The organism is Sporosarcina sp. ACRSM (assembly GCF_022346545.1).
GTDB lineage: Bacteria > Bacillota > Bacilli > Bacillales_A > Planococcaceae > Sporosarcina.
On record NZ_JAKRNU010000004.1, the window covers coordinates 243,178 to 264,533 of the forward strand.

General features: G+C 47.2%; 20 protein-coding genes and 1 other annotated feature. Of the genes, 17 read left to right on the top strand and 3 right to left on the bottom strand.

Going from position 1 to position 21,356, the window contains the following annotated elements; translation table 11 throughout:
* Positions 1 to 14: 14 nt before the first annotated feature.
* On the bottom strand, positions 15 to 944 hold the full coding sequence (locus MHZ95_RS08490) for a dipeptidase (RefSeq protein ID WP_239390186.1): 930 nt from the start codon (positions 942 to 944) through the stop codon (positions 15 to 17).
* A 241-nt stretch (positions 945 to 1,185) separates the two neighbouring features.
* The gene (locus MHZ95_RS08495; RefSeq protein WP_239390187.1) at positions 1,186 to 2,406 is read right to left on the bottom strand and encodes a S1C family serine protease; all 1,221 of its coding nucleotides are present in this window, start codon (positions 2,404 to 2,406) and stop codon (positions 1,186 to 1,188) included.
* Between the two features lie 310 nt (positions 2,407 to 2,716).
* Here MHZ95_RS08495 and adh point away from each other — a divergent pair, with 310 nt between their 5' ends.
* Positions 2,717 to 4,258, top strand: coding sequence for an aldehyde dehydrogenase (gene adh / locus MHZ95_RS08500; RefSeq protein ID WP_239390188.1), 1,542 nt, complete (start codon positions 2,717 to 2,719; stop codon positions 4,256 to 4,258).
* Between the two features lie 24 nt (positions 4,259 to 4,282).
* A complete protein-coding gene (locus tag MHZ95_RS08505) occupies positions 4,283 to 4,639 on the top strand; it encodes a DUF779 domain-containing protein (protein WP_239390189.1) in 357 nt (118 codons plus the stop codon).
* 47 nt (positions 4,640 to 4,686) lie between these two features.
* Here the strand turns inward: MHZ95_RS08505 and MHZ95_RS08510 are convergent, their stop codons facing one another.
* Positions 4,687 to 5,079, bottom strand: coding sequence for a thiol-disulfide oxidoreductase DCC family protein (locus tag MHZ95_RS08510; RefSeq protein ID WP_239390190.1), 393 nt, complete (start codon positions 5,077 to 5,079; stop codon positions 4,687 to 4,689).
* Positions 5,080 to 5,248: 169 nt separating this feature from the next.
* On the opposite strand from MHZ95_RS08510, the gene MHZ95_RS08515 reads away from it, so the two are divergent.
* The 15 genes from MHZ95_RS08515 to gltX all read left to right on the top strand — a co-directional run bounded on the left by MHZ95_RS08515 (position 5,249) and on the right by gltX (position 20,838).
* On the top strand, positions 5,249 to 5,434 hold the full coding sequence (locus MHZ95_RS08515; RefSeq protein WP_239390191.1) for a hypothetical protein: 186 nt from the start codon (positions 5,249 to 5,251) through the stop codon (positions 5,432 to 5,434).
* Positions 5,435 to 5,824: 390 nt separating this feature from the next.
* Positions 5,825 to 6,184 carry a hypothetical protein gene (locus tag MHZ95_RS08520; RefSeq protein ID WP_239390192.1) on the top strand — a complete coding sequence of 120 codons (360 nt, stop codon included), beginning with the start codon at positions 5,825 to 5,827 and terminating at the stop codon, positions 6,182 to 6,184.
* 169 nt (positions 6,185 to 6,353) lie between these two features.
* A complete protein-coding gene (locus MHZ95_RS08525) occupies positions 6,354 to 6,536 on the top strand; it encodes a histidine kinase (RefSeq protein ID WP_239390193.1) in 183 nt (60 codons plus the stop codon).
* 169 nt (positions 6,537 to 6,705) lie between these two features.
* Positions 6,706 to 7,299 (top strand): biotin transporter BioY, encoded by a 594-nt coding sequence (locus MHZ95_RS08530; protein WP_239390194.1) that lies wholly within the window; start codon positions 6,706 to 6,708, stop codon positions 7,297 to 7,299.
* A gap of 1 nt (position 7,300) precedes the next feature.
* Positions 7,301 to 8,305 (top strand): biotin synthase BioB, encoded by a 1,005-nt coding sequence (bioB, locus tag MHZ95_RS08535; protein ID WP_239390195.1) that lies wholly within the window; start codon positions 7,301 to 7,303, stop codon positions 8,303 to 8,305.
* Positions 8,306 to 8,551: 246 nt separating this feature from the next.
* Entirely contained in the window at positions 8,552 to 10,234 is a 1,683-nt protein-coding gene (locus MHZ95_RS08540) for a hypothetical protein (RefSeq protein ID WP_239390196.1), read from the top strand.
* Between the two features lie 217 nt (positions 10,235 to 10,451).
* A complete protein-coding gene (locus MHZ95_RS08545; protein WP_239390197.1) occupies positions 10,452 to 10,922 on the top strand; it encodes a CtsR family transcriptional regulator in 471 nt (156 codons plus the stop codon).
* Between the two features lie 32 nt (positions 10,923 to 10,954).
* The gene (locus MHZ95_RS08550) at positions 10,955 to 11,509 is read left to right on the top strand and encodes a UvrB/UvrC motif-containing protein (protein WP_239390198.1); all 555 of its coding nucleotides are present in this window, start codon (positions 10,955 to 10,957) and stop codon (positions 11,507 to 11,509) included.
* Positions 11,499 to 12,587: a protein-arginine kinase McsB gene (gene mcsB, locus MHZ95_RS08555; protein ID WP_239390199.1), complete on the top strand. Its 1,089-nt coding sequence runs from the start codon at positions 11,499 to 11,501 to the stop codon at positions 12,585 to 12,587. The genes MHZ95_RS08550 and mcsB overlap by 11 nt, the downstream gene beginning before the upstream one ends.
* Positions 12,588 to 12,775: 188 nt before the next feature.
* Complete coding sequence (clpC, locus tag MHZ95_RS08560; protein WP_239390200.1) at positions 12,776 to 15,235, top strand: ATP-dependent protease ATP-binding subunit ClpC; 2,460 nt, start codon at positions 12,776 to 12,778, stop codon at positions 15,233 to 15,235.
* Between the two features lie 75 nt (positions 15,236 to 15,310).
* Entirely contained in the window at positions 15,311 to 16,684 is a 1,374-nt protein-coding gene (gene radA, locus MHZ95_RS08565) for a DNA repair protein RadA (protein WP_239390201.1), read from the top strand.
* A gap of 207 nt (positions 16,685 to 16,891) precedes the next feature.
* On the top strand, positions 16,892 to 18,004 hold the full coding sequence (locus MHZ95_RS08570; protein WP_239390202.1) for a PIN/TRAM domain-containing protein: 1,113 nt from the start codon (positions 16,892 to 16,894) through the stop codon (positions 18,002 to 18,004).
* Positions 18,005 to 18,038: 34 nt separating this feature from the next.
* Entirely contained in the window at positions 18,039 to 18,719 is a 681-nt protein-coding gene (gene ispD, locus MHZ95_RS08575) for a 2-C-methyl-D-erythritol 4-phosphate cytidylyltransferase (protein ID WP_239390203.1), read from the top strand.
* Positions 18,720 to 18,731: 12 nt separating this feature from the next.
* The gene (gene ispF / locus MHZ95_RS08580; RefSeq protein WP_239390204.1) at positions 18,732 to 19,208 is read left to right on the top strand and encodes a 2-C-methyl-D-erythritol 2,4-cyclodiphosphate synthase; all 477 of its coding nucleotides are present in this window, start codon (positions 18,732 to 18,734) and stop codon (positions 19,206 to 19,208) included.
* A gap of 169 nt (positions 19,209 to 19,377) precedes the next feature.
* The gene (gene gltX / locus MHZ95_RS08585; protein WP_239390205.1) at positions 19,378 to 20,838 is read left to right on the top strand and encodes a glutamate--tRNA ligase; all 1,461 of its coding nucleotides are present in this window, start codon (positions 19,378 to 19,380) and stop codon (positions 20,836 to 20,838) included.
* A 262-nt stretch (positions 20,839 to 21,100) separates the two neighbouring features.
* Positions 21,101 to 21,322: a binding site (T-box leader), on the top strand.
* Positions 21,323 to 21,356: the final 34 nt, after the last annotated feature.

The window sequence follows — 21,356 nt, forward strand, 5'->3', positions numbered from 1 at the left end:
TAAATTAATTGTCCTTACATTCCCGGACGATGATCCATGAAGTTTTGATAGGCAAAACCTTTCACTTCATCCTCGCTATATGTCTTCAATAACTCGTTCACCAAATGAGGGTGCATGGATGCATCTTCCAAATCGACAATTTTCTCTGAAATGCCATCGAAATCGGAGCCGAAGCCGATTTGTTTGACGCCGCCCAATGAACAGAAATGATCGATATGGGCAATCAAATCTGCAATGGTCGCCGGTCCGTTTTCTTTCACAAATGGCGGGTGGTACACAACATGGATCATGCCATTTTTGGCAAACAATGCTTTCGCTTGTTCGTCTGTCAAATTCCGGACATGGTTGCGGAGCGTTTTGGAGTTGGAATGGCTGGCAATCGGATAGTCGGCTTTCTGGATGACATCCCAAAATGCTTTCTCACTTAAATGGGAAACATCAGTCAAAATTTGACGCTCATTGTTGAAGGCAATGATTTCACTGCCGAATGACGTAATGCCTGCACCGCGTTTTTCGCCAGCGCCGTCTGCGGCGAGATTGGCATTGTTCCAAGTGAGCCCGATGGAACGGACGCCCAATTCGTATAAAATCGACAGTTTTTGCAAGTCATTCCCGATGGCGTCGACTCCTTCCAGTGTCAATAGAGCACCGATTTCATCGTCTTGCAACTGGTCGAGATCCACCCATTGTTTTATCAGTTTCATCTGTGGGTTTTTCCCAAGCACATCTGTGTAGAAATAATGGACTTGGTCTAAGGCCGCTTGGAATTTCTGATCGGATTTGATCGAAGGGGGGATGAAAATCGCGAATGCTTGGACTTTGACGCCTCCCGCTTTCAATTTTTCATAGTTGGCGTCCAATTCCGGCTCATTCTGGAATGCCATACCGCCTTGCGCTGCGGCTAATTTCATCAAGACATCACAGTGTAAATCAATGATTTTCATCTGTCATAAACCCCTTTCCAGTCGCTTGAATTTTCTGGGTATTGATCTTTCCATTATATCATTGGAGATGGAGGAATGTGAAAGGCCTCTCCTTGGAGTAAGAAGAGGCCTTCAGCCTGTTGACAAACGCTCGCATCCGTTGTTGCTCGTCTCGCTCGTCCGCTCATGAACTTTAGTTCGATTCGCGTCTTCACTCGTCTTCGCGCCTAGGCTGACAAGCGTTTTCAATCAGGCTGAGGAATTATTCCGTAACAGAGGCGTTGTTTGTCAATTTGACGTCAATGGTTTTCTTGTCTGCGCCGCGATAAATGTCGAAGGTGGCTGTATCGCCGATTTTCAGTTCGGTGTACAAGAATTTACGTAGTTCTGCAGAGTTATTAATAGCTGTTCCATTGATGCCTGTGATGACATCTTCCGATTGCAGTCCTGCTTTAGCTGCAGCGGATTGTGGATCGACATTGGCAACCATCACGCCGCCTTTCACTTCTAAAGGAAGGTTTTGCAAGTGCATATTCGGCACTTGCTCCAGATCCATCAGGCCGATGCCGATGTATGGACGATCAATTTTTCCGTGCGTTTCCATTTCTTTGATGAGCGGCATTACTTCATTGCTCGGAATGGCGAAGCCGAGTCCTTCCACACCGCTCTCGGAAATTTTTAAGCTGTTGATGCCGATAACTTGTCCAGCCGCATTCAACAAGGCACCGCCGCTGTTTCCGGGGTTGATGGCGGCATCGGTTTGGATGACGTTCATCTCCCATTCGCCAGCGGACGTATTGACGTTAATGGAACGATTGACGGCACTGACGATTCCTTGCGTAACCGTACCGGAAAAGTCGAGGCCGAGCGGATTGCCGATTGCCACCACTTCATCCCCGGCACGAAGTGTATCGGAGTCGCCGAATTCAAGCACGGTTTCAGCGTATTTCGCATCGATGGTCAAGACCGCCAAATCACTCAATGCGTCCTTGCCAACAAGGTCCGCGGTCGTTTTCTCACCGCTTTCCAGTGAAATCTCAAGCTTTTCCGCGCCCTCGATGACGTGATTGTTTGTCACGATATATGCTTTGTCGCCATCAATCTTATAGATGACACCCGAACCGGATCCTCTTTGGATCGCTTCCGCATTTTGGGCGAAACGGTTGCCCGGCGTTTGGTAATTGACAATGCCGACAATCGCGCTGGATGCTTGCTCGACCATGTCCGCCAGTGATGTTGGATTTTTCACCGTTGTTTGCTGGACATTATAAGGCGTGGCATTCGAAGTGACAGGTGCCGTTCCTTCAGAGTTTGCTTGTAATAGATCGGTGTTGGCCACCACCCCCAATGTGAGCATCGAACCGATGACACCTGCTCCGATTGTTGATAAAAACCGTTTGCCAGCATGACTTTTGTTCTTGCGAGGTTTTACAACTTCCACTGTGGTCTCTTGAACTATTTCTACATCTTTTTCTTTTTCCATCATTCATTCCTCCCGTTCGATTTCTGTACCTTTATCCTAATGGAAAAATATGAACAAATTATTACGGGGACATGAACAATTGGTTAATGGTCTATCATTCTATTAATGTCGAATCGCTGTCGAAAGATTCTCAGTGGTTAATAGTTGAATTATTAATTCTAGTCTGACAGAATGAGGGGACAAGCTTCTTAGTAGGGATGTAAGCGTCATCACTTATCTTTTTGTTGATTGTTGCGCATACAGCGGAAGTTTGCGACGTATAGTAGCGGTGTTTGCAAAAAACTTATTCACAAACAGGGAGGAATGAAAGATGGTTCAAGCAGTAGAGAATCAGGTTTATGCATTTCCAAACACAAAAGGGGCAAAAGTGAATTTTAAGGAACGCTACGACAATTACATCGGCGGGAAATGGACAGCGCCGGTTAAAGGTCAATACTTTGATAATCCGACTCCAGTAACAGGAAAGGTCTTCACGAAAGTGGCACGTTCGACAGCAGAAGATATCGAACTTGCGCTAGATGCGGCACATGCTGCAAAGGATGCTTGGGGGAAGACGTCTGTTACGGAACGTTCAAATATTTTATTGAAAATTGCAGATCGCATTGAGCAGAATCTTGAAATGCTGGCAGTTGCGGAAACGTGGGAGAACGGGAAACCGGTCCGTGAAACGTTGAACGCGGATTTACCGCTTGCAATTGATCATTTCCGTTATTTTGCAAGTGCTATCCGTGCACAGGAAGGCGGCGTCAGCCAAATCGATAATGATACGGTTGCGTATCATTTCCATGAGCCGATCGGGGTTGTCGGGCAGATTATCCCTTGGAACTTCCCGATCTTAATGGCTGTGTGGAAATTGGCACCGGCACTTGCTGCTGGAAACTGTGTCGTATTGAAACCGGCTGAACAGACACCGGCATCCATTATGGTGCTGATCGAGTTAATTGAGGACTTGCTGCCGGCAGGCGTTGTCAATGTCGTTAACGGTTTTGGTCTGGAAGCCGGGAAGCCGCTTGCATCGAGTCCGCGTATCGGGAAAATCGCCTTTACAGGTGAAACGACAACAGGTCGTCTTATCATGCAATACGCATCACAAACGGCCATTCCGGTCACGCTTGAGCTGGGCGGTAAATCACCGAATATCTTCTTTGAAGATGTTATGGAAGCAGACGACGCATTTTTGGATAAGGCGGTCGAAGGCTTTGTCATGTTCGCCTTGAACCAAGGGGAAGTCTGTACATGCCCATCCCGTGCACTGATCCAAGAATCGATTTACGATAAATTCATGGAGCGTGCGCTGGAGCGCGTCAAAGCGATTAAAACCGGTAATCCGCTCGATCCGACAGTGATGATGGGGGCACAGGCTTCTACAGAGCAATTGGAGAAGATCCTTTCTTATTTGGATATCGGGAAACAGGAAGGTGCGGAATGCCTGATTGGCGGCGAGCAGAATAAACTGGACGGCGAGTTGGCAGACGGTTACTATGTGAAACCGACCGTTTTCAAAGGCGATAACAAAATGCGTATTTTCCAAGAAGAGATTTTCGGTCCGGTTGTTTCCGTAACAACGTTTAAAACGAAAGAGGAAGCACTTGAAATCGCGAATGATACATTATACGGTCTCGGTTCTGCCGTTTGGACGCGCGATATCAATACAGCTTATCGCTTCGGCCGTGAAATCAAGGCGGGGCGCGTTTGGACAAATTGCTACCACGTCTATCCGGCGCACGCTGCATTCGGTGGTTACAAAGCGTCCGGTGTCGGCCGTGAAAATCACTTGATGATGCTCAGCCATTATCAGCAGACGAAAAACATGCTCGTCAGCTACAACGAAAACAAACAAGGCTTCTTTTGATCGAATAGAAGGGAGAGAGTGTGGATGATTGAACGCGTTATCGCAACCGATGCTGCACTTGAACTCATTGCCCTTTTGCAAAAGAAGCACGGTCCGCTCATGTTCCACCAATCGGGCGGCTGCTGTGACGGCTCGTCACCGATGTGCTACCCGGACGGAGAACTGATCATCGGGGATCAGGATGTCCTGCTAGGATATATCGGAGAGACGCCGTTCTATATGCATCAGAACCAGTTCGAGTACTGGAAGCATACACAGTTGATCATCGATGTCGTGGAAGGGCGGGGCGGTATGTTTTCATTGGAAGGTGTCGAAGGTAAACGCTTTTTGACCAGATCACGCGCATTTACCGCGGAGGAAAATCGGGAACTACAAATCTAAATTTCAAAAAGGGGCGCGCTCATTGTCAGAGATGAGCACGTCCCTTTTTAGATGAACCTTTTTCGGATATCGGGAGGCGGCAACATGCAAGCCTCTTCCTTTTTGCCGAACCAGCGATAACGATTTTTGGCAACATAGTCATAAACGCCGTCACGTATTGAACGCGGGACGAGTATTAATAAGAATAACAGATGCCACATGCCATCCAATTTTTTGGCGATGCGGAGGGCAGCAGAGGATTTTGTATAAGCTTTGCCGTTTTCGATCAGGACAAGGCTGTCAACATCATCGGGAATGGCATATTGTTTAGAGAGTTCCCTTCCTTTTTCGCTTTGTAAAGAAGTGAAAAGGAAATGAGCAACGGGATCACGTTTAATAATAAATTGCACACTGGAATCACAAAAATTACAGTCACCGTCGAATAGGACAATCCGTTTCAAGTGATAACCTCCTGACATCTTTACTCATGAGTATAACCTTTGGAAGCTCATTATAACACGGAACTTTACTTATGACAGAATATTTGGTATAATGGAAGTAAGCTAGATTGTAACATGTATGATTTGTTTGCCGGTGCGAAATTGATTAGGTAAAGGAGAGATGATGTAAATGGAATATTTACCGATTGATCCTGCTGAGATGGAGCTAAGACAGAACAAAGATTTCATGGCAATCTTGAAAATGATCGGAGAAGGTAGCCCGGTTTACGAGGATCTTGATGAAGTCGAGGCCAAACCTGTGCGTAAAGAATTTGAAGGCTATGACGAAAGTCAACTACCAAAGTATTATCAATAGTGAAATCTCAAGGTACTGCAGATTTGAAGTAAGGGTCTCCTAATAAGGGGCCCTTTTTTCATTGATTAGGAAATTATAAAATCTCCTACTGTGGATAAGTGATAACCTAGTGAGTTCACGTCTAGGCTCCGGGCGCCAGCCGCTCGGGTCATAAGCCAATCCTGCTGTGCGGTAAAGAGCACCGCTTCGCAGGCTCGTCTTATGCCTGTCGCGTCTAAGCAGGCGCCCTGCGCTTTTGTTCTTTTCATAATCTTGTCAGAGGATTTGTCGGCAAACTGAATCCTGCGCTAGGAAGCAGTGCCCTTTGCCAAAACCATTTCATCCAATATAGTCGCTCGCCCGTTTGTCCCTCGACTTCTAACATGTAATAGTAGAAGGGAGGTGAGAATTATGATGCAACATGGTAACTGGCATCAGGGAGGTTGTCACAGAAATCAAGTGCAACCGGTCGTGTGTCCGACACAATATCGTTTCCATAACGAGTTTGTGCCACAGGAAGTTCCTTTTATCCACCCGATTGTCAACGTGAATCGGATCAACACAGTCCAATTTCCACGTCATTTTTACACCGAAACGACTCAGAACGTACCGGGAGAAACCCTTCAGGCGCGTCCAGGATTTGGCCCGGGTATGGGCGGTCCAGGTATGGGTGGTCCGGGATTTGGCGGCCCAGGCTTTGGTCCAGGATTTGGAGGTCCAGGCTTCGGACCGGGCTTCGGTCCAGGCTTCGGCCGTCGCCGTTGGAGATAAGCCTTAGAACAAAATGAATAACCAACAGTGAAGGGTGGCTGTCAGCAACTTGACAGTCACCTTTTTGATGGAGAAAGCGCGAAAAAGGTCTCTATTTGCCGAATGTTCAACAATGATGGGAGATATGCTAAGATAGCAGTAAACGAACAATAAATAGTAGGTGAATCGGTTGAGAGCATTTAAATATATCATTCCCATCATTTTGATCGTCGGAACGGCTAGTATTATGATGTTGAACAAGAATCACCAAGACGTCCCACCTATGTCACGTATTTGGATTACGCTTGGCGCGATGGTAGTCAGTGGCGTCATCGCCTATTTTCTATTTCCGAAAGACGAGGACAAGCAATAGTGAGAAGAGATCGGTAACCATGTGTGTTATCGGTCTTTTTTTTGTACAATCCTATTCCGATCCAAATCACTTTCATAAAGAATATGTTAACGATTAAAAATATAATGTTGACACAATATAGGTTATCTTTTATTCTATTAGAGATAACACATATTGGGTGGGGTGTATGATGACAACAGTTACAGTGAAAGAAAAGGGGAGAATCAGTCCATTAACCATCGTCTATAGCGGAATGTTTGCGGCTCTGATGATGATCGGTGCCAATATTACCGCATTCGTGCCGTTTTTGGTCGTCGGTGGAGTGCCGATCACCTTGCAGACATTTTTTGCGATTCTCGCGGGGCTTCTCCTTGGGAGCCGGTTAGGTGCGATGGCCATGACGGTCTATTTATTCATCGGGCTTGTGGGGGCGCCTGTATTCTCTAAGTTTGGCGGAGGTATCGGTTATATACTGTATCCGACATTTGGATTTCTTGTTTCGTACATTTTGGTAGCTTATTTGGTAGGGAAAATGGTTGAGAAATATGGCAGTTTAAATGGTTATATCATTGCTGCGCTCGTTGGAATGATCGTGAATTATATCTTAGGGACAAACTGGATGTATTTCGCTTACAAGTTTTGGGCAGCCGCTCCTGACGCTTTTACGTACAAAGTGGCATGGCTGTGGATGATTCCGCCATTGCCGAAAGATATTCTTCTTTCCATATTGGCCGGGATGTTCGGTCATCGCATGTACAAAGTATTGAAAGTGAGGAGAGGTTGACATGACGAACTATGCGATTTTAGCAGAACGTGTACTTGAAGGACATTCTTTGACAGACGATGAGGCATTCGCGATTTTGGACAGCCCTGATGAAGATTTACTGCCGCTTCTTCACGCGGCGTATACAGTCCGGAAACATTATTATGGAAATAAAGTAAAACTGAATATGATCATGAATACCAAATCGGGCTTATGTCCTGAAAACTGCGGCTATTGTGCGCAATCGATCATATCAAAGGCACCTATTGAAAAATACTCCATGATGAAACAAGAAGAAATCGTTGCGGGCGCCGCAAGAGCAGCGGAATTGAATGCAGGAACTTACTGCATCGTCGCGAGCGGACGCGGGCCGGTGAATCGGGAGCTTGACATCGTCATCGATTCTGTGAAAGAAATTAAAGCAAAGCATGAGCATATGACGGTTTGTGCATGTCTCGGCTTATTGAAACCTGAACAAGCCAAACGACTGAAAGAAGCTGGCGTCGATCGTTATAATCATAATATCAATACATCAGCCGCACATCATGAAAGCATTACGACATCGCATACGTACGACGATCGTGTGAATACCGTCGATCTAGTGAAGCAATCGGGCATCTCGCCATGCTCGGGCGTCATTGTCGGGATGCGTGAAACGAAAGCGGACGTTGTATCGATGGCGAGAAGTTTGCATGCGATGGATGCAGATTCGATTCCGGTAAACTTTTTACATGCGGTGGATGGGACACCGCTTGAGGGGACGGACGAATTGACACCGCGTTATTGCTTGAAAGTACTCAGTTTGTTCAGATTCATCAATCCGACGAAAGAGATTCGGATTTCGGGTGGACGTGAAGTGAATTTGCGCAGTCTCCAACCGTTTGGCCTCTATCCGGCAAACTCCATTTTCATCGGAGATTACTTGACGACTGCCGGTCAAGAAAGCGACCGCGACCGACAGATGCTGGAAGACCTAGGATTTGAAGTGGATCTAGAACCGTTGACCAGAGAACCTGTTACAGTTTGATTTGAAGGACAGCTCATACCAGGGCTGTCCTTTTTGGTTGTCTAGGAAATTATAAAATCTCGCACTGTGGATAAATAGGAATGGGGTTAGTTCCCGTCTAGACTCCGGGCGCCAGACGCCCTGCGCTTTTGTTCTGTGAAAGTCCTGTCTTTTTGACCTTTTTTTCGTGAAGAATGAAACGATACCGTTTTTCATACGTATAAAAAAGTGTGAAAAAAATCTTCTTCACAGAAAAGGGTGTTTCAAATGATTCAACTACTTCTTTTTTCAATCATAACAGGCATCATTTCCAGCCTGATAATTGTCCCATATTCAACACGCCATCAGGGGGAGAAAGTGCCGGTCCGTTCGAATCGATGGACCGCGCTGGCAGGAACGGCTATCCTGTTTGCAATTATCGTGTTCGGTTTGTATTATGTGACCAATTTGGACCGGAATTGGACGTCCTTATGGTTCATACTGCTCGTCGTAACTTTGTTAGGGGCCATTTTGGCGGGAAGCAAAGATCGCAAATGGAAGGTCGTCCTCTTTCTGGTTGCGCTCGGTTTTGGAGCTTATCTGTTAAGTGCGCCATTCTTCAATGCGGATAAAAAATATAAAGCGGTGGAAATGGATCAGCAAGTGGAAATCCAAGCATTCGATGAAACGAAGACGCCTGCAAGTGTTCCGCCGCAATTTGCGCGCAATAAGATGAAGAAAGCGTTCGGGCAAGTGCCGAATACAAGTTATTATGAACTCGGGAATTTGCAGATCCAGAAAGTGAACGATGAATTCGTCTATATTGCACCTGTCGAGTTTTCCGGTCTGTTCAAATGGTGGAACGGCAAGACGACGCCAGGTTACTTCACAATGAGTGCGACCGACTCGGCGGATAATCCGAAATTCATCAAAGCGGAAATGGCGTACACGCCTTCTTCGTACTTCCAGAAAAAAGTGGAGCGGCATTTGCGGATGGCGATGCCGAACTTGATCTTTTATGGGGATACCCAGCTGGAAATCGATGACGAAGGGAAGCCTTATTATATCCGCTCCTACGGGGAATTCATCTCCGCGCGTAACGGTTTCGATGTCAAAGGGATTGTCGTTGTCGACCCGGCAACCGGTGATTTGGAACGATATCCGTTGTCGGAGGTACCCGCATTTATTGATGGAGCGGTCGCACCGGAGGCGGTCAGTCTCCAAAATAGCTATTTTGGAAAGTATGTCCATGGTTTCTGGAATTCCCTCTTCGGGAAAAAAGATGTGAAGCTTCCATCGGATGAAGGAACGGAAGCGAATGTCAGTCCTGTATTTGACGAGAACGGGCATATGTACTATTTCACTGATTTTACTAGCCCGAAAGAAGGTGTCGATTCGATGCTCGGCTATGCGTTGACGGATGGCCGAACGGGTGAAGCGACCTATTATACGGGGAATTTGGAAGAATCGTATATGGATTCGCAAGGGACCTTGCAAATCATTGAAAAGAAATTCATCGAAAAGAAATGGTTTGGTGAAATGCCAGTCCTGTACAATTTCTATGGAGAAGCGAGCTGGTTGACACCGGTGCTCGATTCGAACGGTTTCCTGCAAAACTATTTCATTGTTTCCGCAGCCAATCCGGAGATTTCCGTATATGCAAACACGCCTAACGAAGCGTTGAAACTGTATAAGACAGCACTGCAGCGTGGTGGGAGTACGGTAGACGGTCGATCAGATGCGGAAGAGGCGAAAGCCGCTGTGACAGTCGTCCGTGTATTTAAAGAACGAGTTGGTGATTTTACACTCGTTTCGTTCTTGGCAGAGGATGGGCGGAACTACATTGTGTCAACCGAAGTTGCGCCGCTCGCCATCTATATTCAGGAAGGCGATAAGCTGTCCATCACTTATTTGGAAACGGGAGAATTGTTCTTGCCGGTAAAAGAAATGAAAAATAGCACCGTAGAATAATGTTCGTGTTTTTTGCCAGTTACTGTCACAATTTGTCTGTTTGAAATTGTGACAGTAACTGGTATTCTTCATCTTCATGTCTAAAGGCGATCTTATCTTGTCGATACTGTTGGGACTTCGTGCATATCAATTGCGAAAAGAAGCGATTGTCCTGTACAATTAAGTCAAAGTTAGTCAAAGTCAACGGAGGATCACCCGAGATGAAAGAGGTGAAAAAATGCGAAACATTTCTGACATTATTGAAGGGTATTTAAAGGCAATCATCGAAGAGGAACAGAACGGGATAATTGAGATCAAACGAAGTGAAGTTGCAGAGAAGTTCCAATGTGTTCCCTCTCAGATCAATTACGTCATTAAAACAAGATTCACGGAAGAGCGTGGCTATGCCGTCGAATCGAAACGCGGCGGGGGTGGTTATATCCGGATTTTCCGTGTCCAAGCCAATTCAAAGAAGGAATTGATCGAGCATATCTTGAAAGGACTCCAAAATGGAGCTTCTTATACGATGGCTGAAGATATCGTCTATCGGTTATTGGAAGAGGAAGTCATATCTGAGCGAGAGTCCAAACTCATTCTCGCTGCCGTCGATCGAACGACAATCCATCAGCCGCTTCCGGAACGCGATTTAATCCGTGCACGCATTTTACAGGCGATGCTCCTAACGCTAATCTATGAGCAACTGGACTGATTGCCAATCTAAACGATATGAGGTGCCGTCCGATGTTATGTGAAAATTGTAAAGAACGTCCAGCTTCCGTGATTATTACGCAGGAAAGTGTAGCCGGTTCGGTGGAACGCCAATTTTGCGAGAAATGTGCTTTTCAAACCCAAACGTTCCAATTCAACCCGAATCAGGAGCCTTTGTCCATCCAACAGTTTCTAGCTCATTGGTTCGGCGGTGCCGATCCTTTCCAAGCGCAGCAACAAACGCGAGAAGAACAGTCCGCCGGGCCCGAATGCCCTTCATGCGGATTGACATTCCCGAAATTTCTCGACATCGGGAAGTTTGGTTGCGCCAAGTGTTATGACACATTTCGGGGAAGATTGCCGTATGTCTTTGGCAAACTACATAATGGCCATTCGAAGCATAGAGGGAAAATTCCCGTGTCGTTCAACGAAATATATGCAGTGAAAAAGAGAATCGAGGAAATTCGTTCCAAGATGAAAGAGGCTGTAGAAGCCGAACGATTTGAAGAGGCGGCGGCATTGCGCGATGAAGCGAATTCATTGAAGCTGCAGCTTGAGCAAGGAGGAGAAGTGGGCGATGTCGATTGAAAAATTCATGCAAGGTGCAGTGACCGGTTGGATGGAAGCTTATGGCGAGCATTCGGACATCGTCATGTCGACCCGCATTCGGCTCGCCCGCAACTTGACGGGGTACCGCTTCCCGATCGCGTTCACTGAAGAGCAAGCGATGGAAGTTGACCGCCAAGTTGCAGCTGTATTGCTCGACGCTGATGAAAGCAAATATGCCTATACAAAGATGGCCGATCTGCCTTTACTGGAACGCCAAATCCTTGTCGAAAAGCATCTGATAAGCCCGCAACTTGCGGATCCCGACCGGCATGGAGCTGTTATTTTGTCGGAAGATGAGACAATCAGTGTCATGGTGAATGAGGAGGATCATATTCGGATACAATGCATTCGTCCGGGGCTTCAGTTGGAGGCCGCCTATCGACAGGCAGATTCCGTAGACGATTATTTAGAAAAGGAACTTCCCTATGCATTTGATGAGGACTTCGGGTACTTGACAAGTTGTCCATCGAATACAGGGACAGGAATGCGGGCATCCGTCATGATGCATTTGCCGGCGTTGACCATCACGAAGCAAATTGACCGCATCATTCCGGCCATTTCAAGACTTGGGATGATTGTCCGTGGAAGTTATGGAGAAGGAAGCGAGGCACCTGGCAATGTCTATCAAATCTCCAATCAAATGACGCTCGGTAAAACGGAGCAAGAAATTTTAGAGGACTTGGGGAATATCACTTCCCGCCTGATCGCCCATGAAAGGAAATCGAGGGAGCTGCTACTTGCCAAGTCGCGCCTATCGCTTGAAAATAGGTTATTCCGATCGCTCGGTACGATCAGCTTTGCCCGTCTGCTGCCATCGGGAGAAGCCGCAAGATGCTTATCGGATGTCCGGCTCGGCATCGACTTAGGCATCATTCAAAATGTCGATATGTCCATTTTGAATGAGCTGATGATTTTTATGCAGCCCGGCTTTTTACAACAGTACGCAGGAACGGAGCTTGGGCAGGAGGAACGGGACGTCTTCAGAGCAAAACTATTCCGCGAAAGGCTTGCCATCGAAAAAACACCCGCATCACAAGAGCAAGAAACGGAAGAGTGATCCCATTTTTTACGTTTGCACTTCATTCCCCTACAAATAAAGTTAAAGTCATTTTGTAGAATAAAGGATTTCTTGTCTGTTCAGTCGAATACGCTAAGAAGAAAGATAGATTTTTTCTTTATTGGTGTAATAGAAGTCTTTTAGGGGAATGGTTTTTATATATATAGACAGAAGGAGAGGACTGATATATGATGTTCAATCGATTTACACAACGTGCACAAAAAGTGTTGCAACTCGCTCAGGAAGAAGCAATCCGGATGAAACACGAATCCATCGGCACTGAACATATTCTACTGGGCCTTATACGCGAAGGGGGCGGCATTGCAGCAAAAGCGCTTGAAGCAATAGACGTCAGCTTCGAAACAATCGAGCAAGGTGTAGAAAAACTAGTCGGTTCTGGAACAAAAGATGTCGGTCCCATTGTACACTACACACCACGGGCTAAAAAGGTCATTGAATTATCGGTGGATGAATCGAGAAAGCTAGGTCACTCCTATATTGGAACAGAACATATTTTACTTGCACTCATTCGTGAAGGCGAAGGGGTCGCGGCCCGCGTCCTGAATAACGCAGGCGTCAGCCTCAACAAAGCGCGTCAACAAGTGCTGCAATTGCTTGGAAGCAATGATAGCTCGGGGGGCAGTCAAGGCGCTGCCAATTCGGCGGCTACACCGACATTGGATAGTCTGGCCCGGGATTTGACGGAAGTGGCCCGTGAAGGTTCACTGGATCCGGTGATCGGACGAAGCAAGGAAATCACCCGCGTAATCGAGGTATTGGCGCGTCGGACGAAAAACAATCCGGTTCTTATCGGGGAGCCTGGCGTTGGGAAAACAGCTATCGCTGAAGGGCTTGCCCAGCAAGTCGTCAATAACGAAGTGCCGGAAATCCTTCGTGATAAGCGGGTCATGACACTCGATATGGGAACGGTTGTCGCGGGTACGAAATACCGCGGTGAGTTTGAAGACCGTATGAAAAAAGTGATGGAAGAAATTCGCCAAGCGGGCAATATCATTCTGTTCATTGATGAGTTGCATACGCTCATCGGTGCGGGAGGTGCTGAAGGGGCAATCGATGCTTCGAATATCCTCAAGCCATCACTCGCGCGTGGCGAGCTGCAATGTATCGGTGCCACAACGCTTGATGAATATCGTAAATATATTGAAAAAGACGCGGCACTTGAACGCCGTTTCCAACCGATTCAAGTCGATGAACCAACTGTTGAAGAAACCGTGCAGATCATCCACGGCCTTCGCGATCGCTATGAAGCCCATCACCGTGTGAAAATCACAGATGAAGCGATCGAAGCGGCAGCGAAAATGTCCGATCGTTATATTTCGGACCGCTTCCTTCCGGATAAGGCGATCGACTTGATTGACGAAGCTGGATCAAAAGTCCGTCTTCGCTCTTACACGACACCGCCGAATCTGAAAGAGCTGGAGCAGAAGTTGGAAGCGATCCGTTCGGAGAAAAATGCTGCTGTCCAAAGTCAGGAATTCGAAAAAGCGGCTTCTTTCCGAGACAAGGAACAGAAGATGAAAGAAGAGCTTGAAACGACTAAAACGGCTTGGAAAGAAAAACAAGGGCAAACGGAGTCTGAAGTGACCGTCAATGATATCGCGGAAGTCGTCGCGATGTGGACGGGAATACCGGTTGCCAAAATAGCGGAAACGGAAACGGCAAAATTGCTCAATATGGAAGAAATGTTGCATGAACGCGTCATTGGCCAAGGCGAAGCGGTCATGGCTATTTCCCGGGCAATACGCCGAGCACGTGCCGGCTTGAAAGACCCGAAACGCCCGATTGGTTCCTTCATTTTCTTAGGGCCTACAGGAGTGGGGAAAACGGAGCTTGCGCGGGCGCTTGCGGAAGTCATGTTCGGGGACGAAGATGCGATGATTCGCGTTGACATGTCCGAGTATATGGAGAAGCACTCGACTTCGAGACTGGTTGGATCCCCTCCAGGTTACGTCGGGTATGACGAAGGTGGACAATTGACGGAAAAAGTACGCCGGAAACCTTATTCCGTTGTCCTGCTCGATGAAATTGAAAAAGCACATCCAGATGTTTTCAATATCCTCCTGCAAGTATTGGAAGATGGACGCTTGACGGATTCCAAAGGACGTACCGTCGATTTCCGCAATACGGTCGTCATTATGACATCAAACGTCGGGGCGTCGGCATTGAAGAAAAACCGTTATGTCGGTTTCAACTTGCAAGATACGGATCGGGACTACGAAGGCATGAAATCGACGATGCTGGAAGAATTGAAGAAAGCATTCCGACCGGAGTTCTTGAACCGCGTCGACGAAATGATCGTCTTCCATTCACTCGAGAAAGATCATTTACGTGAAATCGTCTCACTCATGTCCAATGAGTTGACGAAACGTCTGCGTGAACAAGACATCGAGCTTACGTTAACCGACGAAGCGAAATTGAAAATTGCGGACGAAGGATACGATCCGGAATACGGGGCAAGACCATTGCGCCGCGCGCTCCAAAAACACGTCGAAGACAGACTGTCCGAAGAGTTATTGAAAGGCACAGTCCTGACAGGCGGCAGCGTCATTGTCGATGTGGAAAACGGGGAGTTCGTCGTTAAAACAAGCAGCCAAGAAAAAAGAGAAGAAGTCGCGGCTGAAAAATAAAAGGTAAACAGGATAGTCCTTCCGCCATCAGTCATTCGGGGCGAAGGGCTGTCCTTTTCTTCTATGGAGGCTTTTATGGCAAAGAAAAAGACGAAATTCATGTGTAAATCATGCGGTTATGAATCGCCGAAATGGATGGGAAGATGTCCAGGGTGTGGAGAATGGAACACGATGGAAGAAGAAGTGGAAATCGTCCAAAAAGGCCCTCGTGGCGCATTCCAACACTCGGAAAATATCCGGCAGAAGGCGATGCCGATCAGTTCGATTGAAACGGTGGAAGAGCCCCGGATCGGCACGGACTTGGCTGAACTGAACAGGGTGCTCGGGGGTGGCATTGTGCCCGGATCGCTCGTGCTCATAGGAGGCGATCCTGGAATCGGGAAGTCGACCCTTCTCCTGCAAGTCTCTTCCCTCCTGGCGAACAAAGGGCAGCGGGTGCTCTACATTTCAGGGGAAGAATCGATCCGACAGACGAAACTACGTGCGGAACGACTTGGCGTTGCATCGAACGAACTTTATATTTATGCGGAAACGGATTTGGGGCAAATCCATGACACCATCACTGAAGTCAAACCGCAGTTTGTCATCGTTGACTCCATCCAAACGGTTCATCACCCGGAAGTGACTTCGGCGCCGGGGAGCGTGTCGCAAGTACGGGAGTGTACAGCTGAACTGATGCGCATCGCCAAGACGCAGAGCATCGCGATTTTCCTAGTCGGTCACGTGACGAAAGACGGACAAATTGCAGGACCGCGCTTACTGGAGCATATGGTGGATACAGTGCTATATTTTGAAGGGGAACGGCATCATACATACCGGATTTTACGGAGTGTGAAAAACCGATTCGGCTCGACGAATGAAATCGCTATTTTTGAAATGCTGCAATCCGGATTGAAAGAAGTGCTAAATCCTTCCGAATTATTTTTACGGGAACGTTCCCAAGGAGGGGCAGGTTCCACCGTTGTCGCCTCAATGGAAGGGACGCGGCCCATCCTCGTGGAAATTCAAGCGCTTGTCACTCCATCGAGCTTCAACTATCCGAAACGGATGGCAACGGGCCTTGACCAAAACAGAGTGTCGTTATTGATGGCTGTTTTGGAAAAAAGGATGGGTATGCTATTGCAAGCGCAAGATGCGTATATCAAAGTGGCGGGTGGTGTGAAATTAGACGAACCTGCAATCGATCTCGCTGTCTTGATGAGCATTGTGTCCAGCTACAAGGACGCAGCGGCGGGAATCGTCGATTGTTTTATCGGTGAGGTGGGATTGACGGGAGAGGTGCGCCGTGTTTCCCGGATCGAGCAGCGGGTGACGGAAGCGGCGAAGTTAGGTTTCGAGCGAGCGATCATTCCGGCTTCCAATCTGGGAGGTTGGGATTATCCAGCGGGCATTCAAGTGATTGGTGTGGAGACAATCGGAGACGCCTTGAAAATTGCTTTCAAAAATTAAACAGAACCATAGCAACAGGCTTGCTATCCTTGCGATCCTGTTGCTATGGTTCAAATGGAATCGCGATTGGATCAGGAACTTTTGATGATTTTATGGAGTCTTAATTAAGGTATTCATGATTTTTCTTCATTCCAACGCTTATCCAAACGCTGATCAAAGCGATTTGAAGAAGATACATGTATAATTATTGAAAAGGAGGTGGTTCTTATGTTGAAAAGGGTGGTGCAAGCTTCATTTCTGCTTATCGGCGGGACACTGGGGGTCTTATTTTTACCGTATTTATTCGCATTATTTACTTTTACTTCAACCCCGTTGATCGATAACCCATATGTGTCCGCTGTACTTGGAGCGCTAATCTTTTTTCTACTCAGCCTTTTCCTCACTGAACCGATTGTGAATTTTATTAAATGGATAGAAGAACGTTTGCTGAAAGCCCCCATATTTGACTTGTTATTCGGGACGATAGGTCTGATTGTCGGCTTGCTTGTTGCCTTTCTTGTCAACTATGGATTGAGTGGTATTCAGATACCGATTATTACTTCCGTGCTTTCTGTGCTTCCGATTCTCCTCTCTATCCTTCTCGGCTACCTTGGTTTTCAAGTCGGATTTAAAAAGCGGGAAGAGTTTATCAATGCGCTATTGACGATGAGAAATACGGGACAAAAAAAGAAAGAAGTAGAAGAGCTGGCTTCTCCGGCGAGTGGTAAACTGTATAAAATACTGGATACGAGTGTCATTATTGATGGCCGGATTGCAGATATTACGGCAACCGGTTTTCTGGAAGGGGTACTGGTCGTACCGCAGTTCGTTTTGACGGAATTGCAGCATATTGCCGATTCTTCGGATACGCTCAAACGGACGAAAGGGAGACGTGGATTGGATGTACTGAAGCGTATGCAAAATGATGATGGCCCCAATGTTATGATTACGGACGAAGATTTCAATGATGTGGCGGAAGTCGATTTGAAATTGGTCCGGCTCGCGAAAAGCATGGGCGGTCTCGTCGTCACTAATGATTTTAATTTGAACAAAGTCGCAGATTTGCATGGCGTCTCCGTTTTGAATATTAATGACCTCGCGAATGCGGTGAAACCGGTTGTCATTCCAGGAGAAGAAATGCATGTCGTTGTTATTAAGGACGGAAAAGAGCATAATCAGGGGATCGCTTATTTGGATGATGGAACGATGATTGTCGTGGAAGATGGGAAGTTCCATATTGGAAATGCGATTGACGTTGTGGTGACAAGTGTGTTACAAACATCCGCAGGGCGAATGATTTTTGCGAAGCCGAAAAACGGAAAAACTGCACGAGCAAATTAAGCTCATCAGTATAGAAAGAAGAGGAAAAACCATCATGAAGTACACAGTCATGATACCGGCAGCCGGAAGCGGACAGCGGATGGGTGCGGGTTATAATAAACTTTTTTTGAAGTTGGTTGATCGACCGATACTGATCCATACATTGCAAGTATTTGAAGATGATCCGGCATGTGAAGGCATCATCCTGGCGGTAAAGGCGGAAGAGCGGCCATCGATCCAGGAGATGCTTTCCGAGTTTTCGATTACGAAAGTGACAGCGATGGTAGAGGGCGGTGGCGAGCGACAAAATAGCGTTGCCGCATGTATTCGGGCATACGAGGGTGAAGGCATCGTCCTCGTCCATGATGCGGCCCGGCCGTTCATCCGCCGCAATGTCATCGCTGAATTGGTCGGCACAGCGGATACTTACGGGGCGGCGATTGCAGGTGTGCAAGCGAAAGATACGATGAAGTATGCGCCTGGCGGTATCGTTGAGGAAACGGTGGATCGGGAGAAGTTGTGGATTGTCCAAACACCGCAAGCGTTCCGCTACGAATTGTTGCGAGAGGCTTCTGACAAGGCGGTTGCGGATGGTTTTCTCGGTACGGATGAGTCGATGCTTGTTGAACGGCTCGGCCATCCCGTACGGATGGTGCAAAGCACGTATGATAATGTCAAGATGACAACGCAAGAAGATCTCGTTTTCGGAGAGATTTTACTGACAAGGAAACGGTAGGAGGATACGTTTATGATTCGGGTAGGACAAGGCTATGATGTACATAAGTTCGAGGAAGGGCGTCCGCTGATCATCGGGGGCATTACGATACCGCATGATAGAGGGCTGACGGGCCATTCCGATGCGGATGTGCTGTTGCATACAGTGACAGATGCGGCGCTGGGCGCCATTGGAGAAGGGGATATCGGTCGGCATTTCCCGGATACGGATGCGGCGTTCAAAGACGCCGATTCGGCAGTGCTATTGGAAAAGATTTGGGCACTTGTGGAAGAGAGAGGATACAAGCTGGGTAATATCGATTGTACGATCATTGCGCAAAGACCGAAAATGGCACCGTATATCGAGACGATTCGTCAACGCATTGCAGAATTGCTGAAAGCTGATGTCACACAAGTGAATGTCAAGGCGACAACGACTGAAAAACTGGGCTTCACCGGCCGTGAGGAAGGCATCGCGGCATTGGCGACGATTTTGCTCGTAAAAGCATGAGGTCTTTCAATCAAGCAAGGTCAGTGGTAAAATGACTCCATTATGAATTTCATTCGGCAATCGGGTTAGCTGGCAATTATTGAACCATATCGATTTCAAGATAGAATGGAGCAGTAGCCGGATTCTTCCTGTAGCCTTGAATAACTTGATAGAACGGAGATGTATGACAATGACAACAGAAGTACGCGTACGCTATGCTCCAAGTCCGACGGGCCATTTACATATCGGCGGGGCGAGAACAGCTCTCTTCAATTACTTGTTCGCACGCCATCATGGCGGGAAATTTATCGTGCGAATCGAGGATACCGATACAGAACGGAATATTGAGGGAGGGGAACTTTCTCAACTTGAAAATTTGAAATGGCTCGGTATCGAGTATGACGAGTCGGTCGATATCGGTGGTCCATACGGTCCTTATCGCCAAATGGAACGGCTGGATCTATATACGAAACACGCACAAGAAATGCTGGAGAACGGCCGTGCATACAAATGTTTCTGTACGACGGAAGAGTTGGAAGCGGAGCGTGAAAAACAGAAAGCGTCGGGAATCGCTGCACCGATGTACAATGGCACTTGCCGTCATCTGAGCGCGGAAGAAGTGGCGGAGAAGGAAGCGGCAGGCCTTTCTTATACAATCCGCATTCGCGTCCCTGAAAACGTCACTTACAAAATCGAAGACCTCGTACGTGGCACGGTCACATTCGAATCGAAGGATATCGGCGATTGGGTGCTTGTGAAAGCGAACGGCGTTCCGACGTACAACTTTGCGGTTGTTTTCGATGATCACTATATGAAAATCTCCCATGTTTTCCGTGGGGAGGAACATATTACAAATACGCCGAAACAATTGATGATTTTTGATGCTTTCGGATGGGAATATCCGAGATATGGGCATATGACATTGATCGTCAACGAAGAGCGGAAAAAGCTATCCAAACGGGATGAGTCCATCATCCAGTTCATCTCCCAATACAAAAATTTGGGGTATTTGCCGGAAGCGATGTTCAATTTCTTTGCACTTCTTGGTTGGTCTCCAGGCGGGGAAGAGGAAATCTTCACGCATGAAGAACTGATTCGACTGTTTGACGAAAGCCGTCTGTCGAAATCACCTTCCATGTTCGACAAACAAAAACTGACATGGATGAATAACCAATATGTGAAAAAGCTAAGCTTGGATGAAGTGGTTGCCCTTGCGTTGCCGCATCTGCAAGACGCTGGTCTCGTCAACAAAGAGATGACAGAAACTGAAGCTGCGTGGGTGCGTGATCTGGTCGCTCTTTATCATGAACAGTTAAGCTTCGGTGCGGAAATTGTTGAATTATCCGCCCAGTTCTTCAAAGAGGAAATTGAATATGATGAAGCATCCCAAGCAGTATTAGGCGGAGAGCAAGTGCCGGAAGTGATGGCTTCCTTCAAAGGACAATTGGAAGCGCTCGAAACATTCGATGCCGCATCAATCAAAGCCGCGATCAAGGCTGTTCAAAAAGAAACGGGCCATAAAGGGAAAAACTTATTCATGCCGATCCGGGTCGTAACAACGGGCCAGATGCATGGACCTGAACTACCGGATGCGATTGCTTTGATCGGTAAAGAGAAAGCAATTGCCCGTGTTGCAAAATACGCTCAATAAGATCATCTTTATTCAGCAGACGCTGAATGAAGAATGGAAGGCAACCTAAGCTCGCCGCGTCCTGCGGCAACGGTTGCATGACCTACATCCTGTAGGCCCGCGGATGTCACAGATTTTGAATTGAGCTTTGCTCAATTCAAAATCTGGACGCAATCACGCCGAGGCGTGATTGATTAAGATCATTGACTTTCCTGCAGTAGCATGTAAAATATATGATTAATAATGATCACATGATTAATAATTGGAATGGATTTCCAAAATCATAAAAGCGTTGAGAAGGAGAAGTATACATTGTACGCTCTTCAGAGAGGATCATCACCGGCTGCAAGTGATCCGAGCCACTGCCATGTAGAAATGCACCTTTGAGTGCCGTGCCGAACAGTTAGTAGGCCGGACGCATCGCCAGCGTTATGGGCGTCAAGCGGGAAGGGGAACTTAGTGCCTTCCAAGCGGAGTGGAACCACGTATTCAATGCGTCTCTGTCATTTTTGGCAGGGGCGCATTTTTTATTGGAGAAA

Bases quoted from the DNA above. Each gene is read 5' to 3' on its own strand.
- bioB (WP_239390195.1), top strand. From the start codon at position 7,301: ATGACGAACTATGCGATTTTAGCAGAACGTGTACTTGAAGGACATTCT.
- adh (WP_239390188.1), top strand. From the start codon at position 2,717: ATGGTTCAAGCAGTAGAGAATCAGGTTTATGCATTTCCAAACACAAAA.
- MHZ95_RS08495 (WP_239390187.1), bottom strand. From the start codon at position 2,406: ATGGAAAAAGAAAAAGATGTAGAAATAGTTCAAGAGACCACAGTGGAA.
- clpC (WP_239390200.1), top strand. From the start codon at position 12,776: ATGATGTTCAATCGATTTACACAACGTGCACAAAAAGTGTTGCAACTC.
- ispF (WP_239390204.1), top strand. From the start codon at position 18,732: ATGATTCGGGTAGGACAAGGCTATGATGTACATAAGTTCGAGGAAGGG.
- MHZ95_RS08550 (WP_239390198.1), top strand. From the start codon at position 10,955: ATGTTATGTGAAAATTGTAAAGAACGTCCAGCTTCCGTGATTATTACG.
- MHZ95_RS08505 (WP_239390189.1), top strand. From the start codon at position 4,283: ATGATTGAACGCGTTATCGCAACCGATGCTGCACTTGAACTCATTGCC.
- MHZ95_RS08515 (WP_239390191.1), top strand. From the start codon at position 5,249: ATGGAATATTTACCGATTGATCCTGCTGAGATGGAGCTAAGACAGAAC.
- ispD (WP_239390203.1), top strand. From the start codon at position 18,039: ATGAAGTACACAGTCATGATACCGGCAGCCGGAAGCGGACAGCGGATG.
- MHZ95_RS08545 (WP_239390197.1), top strand. From the start codon at position 10,452: ATGCGAAACATTTCTGACATTATTGAAGGGTATTTAAAGGCAATCATC.
- gltX (WP_239390205.1), top strand. From the start codon at position 19,378: ATGACAACAGAAGTACGCGTACGCTATGCTCCAAGTCCGACGGGCCAT.
- mcsB (WP_239390199.1), top strand. From the start codon at position 11,499: ATGTCGATTGAAAAATTCATGCAAGGTGCAGTGACCGGTTGGATGGAA.
- MHZ95_RS08490 (WP_239390186.1), bottom strand. From the start codon at position 944: ATGAAAATCATTGATTTACACTGTGATGTCTTGATGAAATTAGCCGCA.
- MHZ95_RS08570 (WP_239390202.1), top strand. From the start codon at position 16,892: ATGTTGAAAAGGGTGGTGCAAGCTTCATTTCTGCTTATCGGCGGGACA.
- radA (WP_239390201.1), top strand. From the start codon at position 15,311: ATGGCAAAGAAAAAGACGAAATTCATGTGTAAATCATGCGGTTATGAA.
- MHZ95_RS08540 (WP_239390196.1), top strand. From the start codon at position 8,552: ATGATTCAACTACTTCTTTTTTCAATCATAACAGGCATCATTTCCAGC.
- MHZ95_RS08530 (WP_239390194.1), top strand. From the start codon at position 6,706: ATGACAACAGTTACAGTGAAAGAAAAGGGGAGAATCAGTCCATTAACC.
- MHZ95_RS08520 (WP_239390192.1), top strand. From the start codon at position 5,825: ATGATGCAACATGGTAACTGGCATCAGGGAGGTTGTCACAGAAATCAA.